This window comes from Pedobacter sp. 10L46_2, from assembly GCF_056395165.1.
Map to the genome: position 1 here is coordinate 1 of NZ_JBFTIZ010000155.1, position 9,348 is coordinate 9,348.

Annotated in this window: 6 protein-coding genes; all 6 read right to left on the reverse strand. The window is 39.4% G+C overall.

The window, feature by feature from the left end:
* Window positions 1-2,452, reverse strand: a 2,452-nt coding sequence (locus AC1DDX_RS16595) for a glycoside hydrolase family 95 protein (RefSeq protein ID WP_337715065.1), incomplete at its 3' end; no start/stop codon positions are given.
* A gap of 105 nt (window positions 2,453-2,557) precedes the next feature.
* On the reverse strand, window positions 2,558-4,843 hold the full coding sequence (locus AC1DDX_RS16600) for a glycosyl hydrolase family 95 catalytic domain-containing protein (protein ID WP_477622288.1): 2,286 nt from the start codon (window positions 4,841-4,843) through the stop codon (window positions 2,558-2,560).
* Between the two features lie 34 nt (window positions 4,844-4,877).
* Window positions 4,878-5,063 carry a hypothetical protein gene (locus AC1DDX_RS16605; protein ID WP_337715069.1) on the reverse strand — a complete coding sequence of 62 codons (186 nt, stop codon included), beginning with the start codon at window positions 5,061-5,063 and terminating at the stop codon, window positions 4,878-4,880.
* Between the two features lie 505 nt (window positions 5,064-5,568).
* Window positions 5,569-5,796: a hypothetical protein gene (locus tag AC1DDX_RS16610; protein ID WP_172663707.1), complete on the reverse strand. Its 228-nt coding sequence runs from the start codon at window positions 5,794-5,796 to the stop codon at window positions 5,569-5,571.
* Window positions 5,797-5,939: 143 nt separating this feature from the next.
* Window positions 5,940-8,138 (reverse strand): alpha-galactosidase, encoded by a 2,199-nt coding sequence (locus AC1DDX_RS16615; protein ID WP_337715071.1) that lies wholly within the window; start codon window positions 8,136-8,138, stop codon window positions 5,940-5,942.
* A gap of 1 nt (window position 8,139) precedes the next feature.
* Window positions 8,140-9,348, reverse strand: a 1,209-nt coding sequence (locus tag AC1DDX_RS16620) for a beta-N-acetylhexosaminidase (protein WP_477622289.1), incomplete at its 5' end; no start/stop codon positions are given.

Here is a 9,348-nt window from a genome sequence, read left to right on the forward strand (position 1 = left end):
ATTTTATAACGTATTTACTTCCTTTAACAGTGTTAAAGCTAACCAGATTATCCACTTTAGTATTTAATGCTATCTTTTTCCCTGCGCTACTGTAAACCGAAGTACCGGCAGGTAATTGAATATAACATTCAGCTCCGCTTAGGGAAAAGATTTCGGCTTTGGTGAGTTTGCTGCTCTTCCAGCTAAAACTAAGCTCGAAGCCATTCCTTGCACGCATTCCTTTTATATTACCAGAGCTCCAATCAGTATCTGTTGGCAATGCAGGTAATAAGCGGATCACAGAGTTAATGCCATTACTTTGGAGCAACATTTCAGCAATGGCTGCCGTACCGCCAAAATTTCCATCAATCTGAAATGGCGGGTGCGCACAAAACAGATTTGCATAAGTTCCTGCTCCACTGGTCATCGAAATCTCACTTCCCGCAACAGCAGGCGCCAGCAGTGCTTTAAACACCTTCCAAGCATGGTCACCATCACCTAGTCTGGCCCAGAAATTCACCTTCCATGCTCTCGACCAACCTGTACCTCCATCCCCCCTTCTCTCCAAAGTTTTTTTTGCTGCAGTCATCAATAAGGGTGTTTCAAGTTGAGTAATTTCATCGTAGGGATACAAACCATACAAATGCGAAACATGGCGATGTGTTACCTCAGGATCTTCATAATCTCTGATCCACTCTTGTATCCCGCCTGTTTTTTTACTGATCTGATTAGGAGCTAACCGGCCTTTTAGCTGCTGCAAACTATCTGTCCAACTCTTATCTATACCTAATAACTTAGCCGCAGCAATAGTATTGTTCATCATTTCTCTCCCAATCTGCATATCCATAGTTGGACCCATCGTGGTTTGCCCTTCAAAACCTTCCTCGGTTTTATAAGAATTTTCTGGAGAGTTGGAAGGCGCTGTTACCAGCCACTTTGTTAGCGGATCTTCAATTAAAATATCGGTATAAAATTTTGTTGCCCCTTTTAGTACCGGATAAATCTCAGCTAAAGTCTTTTTGTTTGGGTTATATAAATAATGTTGCCACAAATGACTGCTTAACCATGCTCCACCCGAAAGTACCGAACCCCATGAGGCATGCTCGCCTGGAGCAGTAAAACCCCAGGGGTTTGCAATTACGTGTGCCACCCATCCCGTGCTGTTATAATATGCTTTTGCAGTTTTTTGTCCTGGCGCCACCAAAAATTTTGTAAACTCAATCAGGGGTTTATGTATATCTCCCAAATTAGTATTCTCCGCCAACCAGTAATTCATTTGCACATTGATATCCAGGTGATAATCTCCGTTCCACGGGGTTTGATACTCTTCAGCCCAAATCCCTTGCAGATTAGCTGGTAAGCCACCTGGGCGAGAACTTGAAATTAAAAGGTACCGTCCAAAATTAAAATACAGAGCTGGTAGCGTTACATCACTCCCTCCGTTAGCAAAACGCACCAGTCGTTCTGCTGTAGAAAGCGTTGCAATACCGGCATTCTCTTTTTCACCAAGTTGGATTTTACAGCGATTGTAGTAGGCTTGAAAATCTTCGCGCTGCTTTGTTTTCAATGTTAGCCACGGAAGTTTACCCGCAGCATCAACATGTTTTTTAGCTACCGGCAAAGGTATTGCACCGCGGTGTGTTACATCTGGCCAGTTCATATCTGTTGCAGCACTAATTACAATAAGGCATTCGGTTGCTCCATCAACCGTAAGTACACTATTTTTTGCCGTTATTTTTCCTGTGGATGAAATGGCTTTCGCAAAGGCTGCAAAAAGAATTCCTTTATCTCCATTACCACCTGGCAATTGTCCTGTCATGCTAAGCCCATTTCCCTCGGCTGAAAAAGATGCATGCTCTTTTCTACTTAGCGACAGATCAAAATTTAATGCTTTTGCTTTACTCGAAGTTAAACGAACAATAATGGCTTGTTGAGGGGTGCTTACAATCACCTCTTCTTTAAAGTTTACACCTGACCTGCTCCACTCAGTAACTGAAATGGCTTTATCTATACTTAAAATTCTTTTATAATCCGTTACTTTTGAGGTGGTGTCTCTCCAATTAATAAACATATCTGAAAGGATTTGATAGCATCCAAACTTTTCGTTTGCACCATTTCCAAAACCAGACCCAGCTCCGGCACTTGTAAAATATTTTTGTAATAGTTCTTGCGCCTCCTTATTTTTTCCATCCTTTAGCAATTGCTGAATAACAGGTAAATGAGCAGCAGCATCATTTCTATTGGGATTTTCTACACCACCAGACCACATAGAAATTTCGTTTAAAACAATCCTTTCTCTGTTTGGATTGCCAAATACCATTGCTCCTAATCGGCCGTTGCCAACAGGAACAGATTCAGTAAAATGGTTCGCCGGTGAATTAAATCTCACTTGCTGATCTGTCTGCGCAAATAATGACAAGCCACTTAAGGTAAAACAAAAAAAGAAAAGTATTTTTTTTTGTGCCAAATTCATCTTTAGTTATGTTTTATTTAATAATCAAAGAAAGGAAATTACAGCTTTAGAAATTAGCTGTTATTGTCAAACCATTAAGCGATATTGGCATGCTAAAGAGAAAACCTATTCATACCCGTTTTTCAACAACAACACAGCACCTGGTTTGGCCGTTAACTCCAAAAACCCGCTTTCAGCGGATTTTATTTTAAAACCTGCGTTTGAAGCAATAAAATGAGTTTTAAACGGCAGTTTTAATTTAGTTACTCCTCCTTTTTCTGAAACGATCTTGACTTCATCTACCTGTCCTCCAGCTTTTTTTGCACTTACAAGAAAAGCTCCTTCTGTACGCAAATTTTCAAATGAAGCGTCTTTCCATTCGGGTGGAACAGCAGGCATAATTTCAATAAACCCTGCATAACTCTGCAATAGCATTTCTTGCAAGCCCGCTGCAAATGCAAAGTTACCTTCCAGAGTAAAGGGTCTGTATTGAAATTTCGATAGTCCTGATTTTGTTTGATCTCCGTTTAAATGGAAGCTATTTATAGAGCAAAAAGCCCTGGCAAATGTCTGTAGATCTCTTGCTGCACCGGCTCCATCTTTTGCCCTTGCTTTAATGTTTGCAAGCCAGGAATAAGAGTACCCACACCAGTAATCTGGCCCTACCTTATCCAATAGCTGTATCGTATTCTTTATAATGGCTTGAGCTTTCGGTCCGTCCTCCCATTTTATTAGCCCTAATGGATGGATAGCCATCATATGAGAGAAATGTCTGTGCGATTCTTTATAATCCAGACCTGGGGCAAATCTAAGTTCATCCTTATCTGTTATCGCGAAATCATCAAACTCATTTAAGAGTTTATTCCACCGCAAGGCTTCGGCTTTCAATCCAAGTTCAGTAGCAAGTTCCTCCGCAGCTTTAAACGTGAATTTCATTAAAGCCAGATCATAGTTTGTATTTCCCAAAAACCAGGCACTAAGGTCATTGTCGTTTATCTCCGGACTTGAACTAATTTTCAATTTCCTGTGTCCGTTTCCGTCTTTAACCGTTATGTTTTCAAGAAACAGGGCTGCTCCTTTGATCCATGGATAAGCATTATTTTTAAGAAAAACCTTATCCATACTGTARCGCCATTGCAGGTAATAATGTTGTCCAAGCCATGAAGAAACTGTTGGTGATAAAGAGTATTGAATCCATCCGCCCATTTCTGTACCATCCAGGGTTGTTACTCCAGGCACAGCAATACCGTCTGCACCAAAATAAAGCTTAGTATAGCGCTTATAGTTTGCCTTATTTTGCTCGAGATGATTAATATAGCCCATTGCTTCACCAAGGTGATTGCCACTATATGCCGGCCAATAGCTAAGCTGAGTATTTAAGTCATGATGATAATCCCCTTTCCATGGTGGTATCCTTCCGTTATCGGCAGTCCACACCGCCTGCAACGAAATTGGAGGTGCATCTGATCTTGCTACAGAGCCGAATTTATATTGCTCTAAATACCATTGTTTCTCAATCAACGTATCGGGTATATGAATTGCCGACTTGCTCCAGAAATTACTCCACCACCCCACATGTGCAGTAAACTCTTTGTTAAAACTAGTGGAAATGGCATTTTGAGTAACAACAGCAGCTTTTCTATTAGCAATCTTATTCGGATACTGAGATGAAATACTCCAAACTCCTTCAACAGTTTTACTGTCAATTCTTTTCCATCTCACGTTGATATCGTAACTAAATCCACCCCAGCCTTCCTGATGATAAGTTATGCTATTTCCATTTTGCTGAATTGTTCCCTGTTTGTATCCCAATCTCGATAGGTCATCACCGCCTACCGGATCGCCAGAAACTTTAACCTCTCCCTGATATTTTGGTGCAATCAAATGTGGTTTAAAATCGTTGCTTATATTTTCAAATCTAAACCAACCCAATGGCTTTACGGCATCAACAAAAGTTTTTAGCACAATGCCATTTGTCCAGCGCACCTTACAAACTGCATCTTTTAAAGATAAATGAACATCTTCGGCCTGCCCCCAGTCMTTGGTTTCAAATTCAAGAGCACCCCCAGGTATTTTCGAAGGTGCAGGTTCCCTATCATAAGGCGCATCAAAATAGTCTTGTACAGGCTTATAATCCTTTTTATTCACCTGATCTATTACCCATTTATAACTAAACTCTTTCCGATGCAAGCCCTTCATAGGTCGCATGTCCCAAACATCTACCCTATCCAGAGAGAACCTTAGCCGTTCTCCCTTTTGCCAAATCAAAGCACCTAAAGTCCCATTGCCCAGAGGTATAGCTTCGTCCCATTGGGATGCCAGCTTATTGAAATGCAGATCGTGTTTCGGAGACTGCGCTATTGCAGTAATCGATGTAAAAATAAAAAGGAGTAATGCAATTGTTCTGTTCATAAGATTTCCTAACCTGGTTTAAAAATAGGTTATTTTATTTTAAGTTTTGCATCTCCTCCTCCACATTATCCTCTTCTTTGGTTTCTATAAATTCTGTCGCATGTTTGGTACGGATAACCGGCAATACAGGTGGTGTACCGCCCAATCCGATCCCAAAACAAGCTAATATTATCATTACAATGAGTCCAAAAAGACGCATTGTTTTCTTAAAGCGTTCCATAAAAAAAAATTATAGGAAAAAGCCTTTCGGCCAATAAACCTCTCGTGAAAAAACAATAAATAGTCTTAGAAAATTAAACTACGCCGGGAGGCTTGTTTTTGGAGATGCGGGATAAAAAAGGAATCTCAAAGCACATAATGTACCCATTAGAAAATTAATAAATAAAACTAGAAATGCATTAGCATTGAACTGAACATGAACAATGCTATTTTTAACCATCAGGAGATTCCTGAAAACATATTTGAAGGAAGAAATTTTGGAATAAATCCAATTGACCTTACCAACAAAACTCTTGTAGAATATTTTATGCCTCTTTGTTCCATTCTGACTAACGATCCTTTCCTCAGTTGGATACGCCGTCGAATTAACAGAGGAAATAACATTGGCTGCGCCGGATAATGTAAATAAGTTTAAGAACATAAAAAACCCAACTACCCAGCGGAGTAGCAGTTCTTTATAATTCACAGACTTCATTTTCATCATATTAAATCAAAGATAGTCAATTTCAAAAACTTAACGCTGGTGTTAATTCTTCGCAATGAAAGCCCTTATCTTTTAAGATATAATTAACCATAGGTGCACAAGGAACAGAGCTTACTACACTTAGTATTCTATCAATTCCCTCGGTCCTGAATGACCAATTGTTCTCTCCAAATATGATATCCAATATAGGTCTGATAGAAATCAACTCATATTTATCTTTTACCGAAGTTTTAAAACTAATTGTGTTCATCGCTTTATGATCTATCTAATGAATAACTTACCATAAAGATGAGGGTTATTACTAAATCATGCCAGTTCTATCCGGCTAAAGCAGACAAAAAACTCGACGAGTGGCCATAAAACATCGGTGAAAATTTCCAAACAGTAATGTGATTATTCAATTTGCACCCAGGTATAGCTCTCAGGCTTAAGCGTACAGGTATACGATATCTCATAATCTCTGTTTAATGGGTACTTTTTAGCCACTCCCTCCTTCTCTTTCAAAGTGGCAGTGCCGGTTAAACCTGTATAATATAATGGAACCTTTATGGTACGGGTAATTTCCTTTTTCGATGGATTGTACAACATCATTAAACCTTTGGTTTTTAGGCTAGGGTTTACATGTAATATTCCATCCCAATCTCTCCCATCAGCTCTTCTCAAATGGATAATTTCCGAGTTCAATATATCTCTGTATTTCTTATACCAATCAATCACCTTAATTACAGTTTGCTTGGTAGCATCCGTATCATATAAGCGTGGGCCCCGATAACAAGCTTGCACACCTGCTCCATAATACTGCATCATTAACTGTTCATAGTCTTTTAGATGGTCATTCAAAGGTTCCAGAACTGCTTCGGCTCCTCCTCCCTGATAAACTGTTAAAGGAACAAATCCCCAACTCATAGACGAAGTTTTTTCCCATGTCCCATCAAATATATTCTGGCGGTTAAGGATCATCTGATTTGCTCTTGGCAATGAAAAATTCACCTCCCTGTATCCTATCGCTATTTTGTGTGTTCCATCCAGAAAATACCAGTCGGGCGCATTTATATAAACGCCCTTTTCATTTAATGAACGATACAGGTCCTTCTGAATTTCCATTTGTCTCCATTGCGAATCCTCAAGACCTTTATGTCCGGGGTGTGCGGTTGAAGCACATACATCACCTGGATATGGGCCATCATTTTCCCAAATATCAAAGCCGGTATGAGCATAAAAATTCTTTATTTTATCACGATAGCTCAACCCCCATTTACTACCAAAGCATGGTGCATTCCCAAAGAAAGCACCACCTGGTTTACCGGTTTTAGGACTTATTACGTCGTCCTCGTCACTTATTTTTCTGGAGCTAAACAAAGAATAACTTCCAATAAATACTTTTTTACTATGTGCATAATCTGCCAGTTCCTTCCATTTTTTAATATTAGCTGCAGAGGTGTCTTCCATATTACAATGACTGCCGAAACTTAATATTAATGCTTCATAACCCGTTGCAGCACATTGATCTATCGCTGTACGCACCTGCTCATCATTTTTGCTAACCAAATGCATAAAAATTGGATTAGCGGTAGTCCATGGTGCTATTGTATTGTACATTTTACGTATAGCCAAACCTCTTCTCTCCCTATCATAGCTATCCATTAATAATTCAAGTGTACGCACAGACTTAAAAACACCGCCTTTCTCCAGTTCAATGCCGGGAGCTTTATCGGGATATACTTCTAATAAACAAGGTGTTTGATAATCGTAATTAACCTGCGAGGTATATGTCGAGTCAACCTTCCAATGTGTGGTTTGATCGCTTAAATCATATCGCATTGCATTATTAAAGGCATAGTTTGTTTCCAGGTAAATACCTTGTGGTTTAGCCATTTTTTCTGGCGATCCAACTACAGCGCTTTGCTCTTCAACCATTCCCAAAACTTCGCTAACTACACGGTCAATCTTAAACACTTTATCCGATTGATTCTGAACTGTTAACGATTTTACAATTAAAGGCAAACCATCATACAATTCGTAGTTTACATTTACCGTTAAGCCCTTCAGTTCATCTGCTCCTGCCTTATAAAGAAAAGACACCATCTTACCGGTAGGCTGCTGATTATTGCTTGCCCAAAATTTACTTTTCCATTTAATATATGGTGAAATTGGTTTTATATCGAAAGAAACAAATTGGAAAGCATTCTTATCAGCCGTAAAACTGTCAAGCCATTCAGGCAAAAGGTAAGCATTTTCCTTTTGACCCTTTAAACCTCCAACTTCATAGTCTTTTCCGTTAATGGTCAAACGGGCTTCTGCCTTTACAGACCTTAATAACTGCCTGCCATTTATAAGGTTAACATAATCTACACAGGCCACATTAGGTGTGATCCTAAAAACCCTTTTGGTCAATCCGTTTTCAAGAATTACGTCCTTATCTGACTTGTAAATAGCAGCTTTATATGATGCCGAATTTAATAACCAATCTGGTTTCGATGTGTCTTTAACAGATTGATTGTTCTGTGCGTTGACATTACTTAATTGACCCGCTAAGATCAGTGATATGCACGCTAAAGCATATCTCAAATTCGGAATATTCAATCGTTTCATGCTATTTTGCTTGTTTAACAGGTTTAGGAAAATAGTCTGTAGAACTTTTACGTTTGTTGTTAAAAAACAATGCGTAGCGGATTACCTCTCCTTTTTTCAACACCACTGGTTGTTTATAAACAGACGATTGCTCATTAACATCAGATCCGTCGGTTGTATATCTGATAGTACTTGCTTTAGTGGGATCATTAAGCGTTACTTTAACCGTGCTATCCTTGTTCACAACTGTTTCTATTACAGCCACCGGAATTCTAAACTGAATTCCCTGTTTATCATATCGTTGATATTGAGTGCTCAACCTGCCCTTAAAATCTTCAAAATTCTTCAACGCTTTTGGTGTCCAGTCAATTTCTGCCAATGCCGCAATGCGAGGATAAACCATATATTCAAAATAATCTTCTGTTCCAATAAACTCAGTCCACAAGTTCCCTTGCGCACCTAAAATGTGCTTTGCTTCAGTGTCGGTTAACGCGGGGTGTACTGGTTCAAAGGCGTATACACTATCAATTGGCACCCAATAACCAATAGCCATAGGTTCGATTTTAGGATCAGCCTGGTAGCCATCAATATACAAATGCGAGTATGGCGACATAATTACATCATGGCCACTTTTAGCAGCTTTCAAACCACTTTCAACTCCTAACCACGAATGTACAGTCGCATTATCTGCAAGACCTCCCTGCATAATTTCTTCCCAGCCAATTATCTTTTTCCCTTTACTATTGATGAATTTTTCCATTCGCTGTATAAACCAGCTTTGTAATGCCGCCTCATCTTTCAAGCCTTCCTTTTTTATACGTGCCTGACATTTAGGGCAGGTATGCCATGCATCATGCGGAGCTTCATCCCCCCCTATATGAATATATTGAGATGGAAACAATGGCATCACTTCATTTAAAACATCTTCCAAAAATGTAAATACGGTATCATTACCTGCGCAGTAAAGATCTTTAGAAACTCCCCATACTTTTCTTACCTCAAATGGCTTTCCATTCTCAAAACTCACATCTCCACAAGCCAGATAAGGATAGGCTGTAATGGCTGCTACCGAGTGTCCTGGCATTTCTATTTCAGGAATCACTTCAACAAATCTCGACGTTGCATAAGCTACAACTTCCTTAATCTGTTCCTGAGTATAATAGCCGCCATATTTAATACTGTCAACATCTTTCTTCCTGTTCGGACCAATCTGTGTCCCATTTCTGTAAGC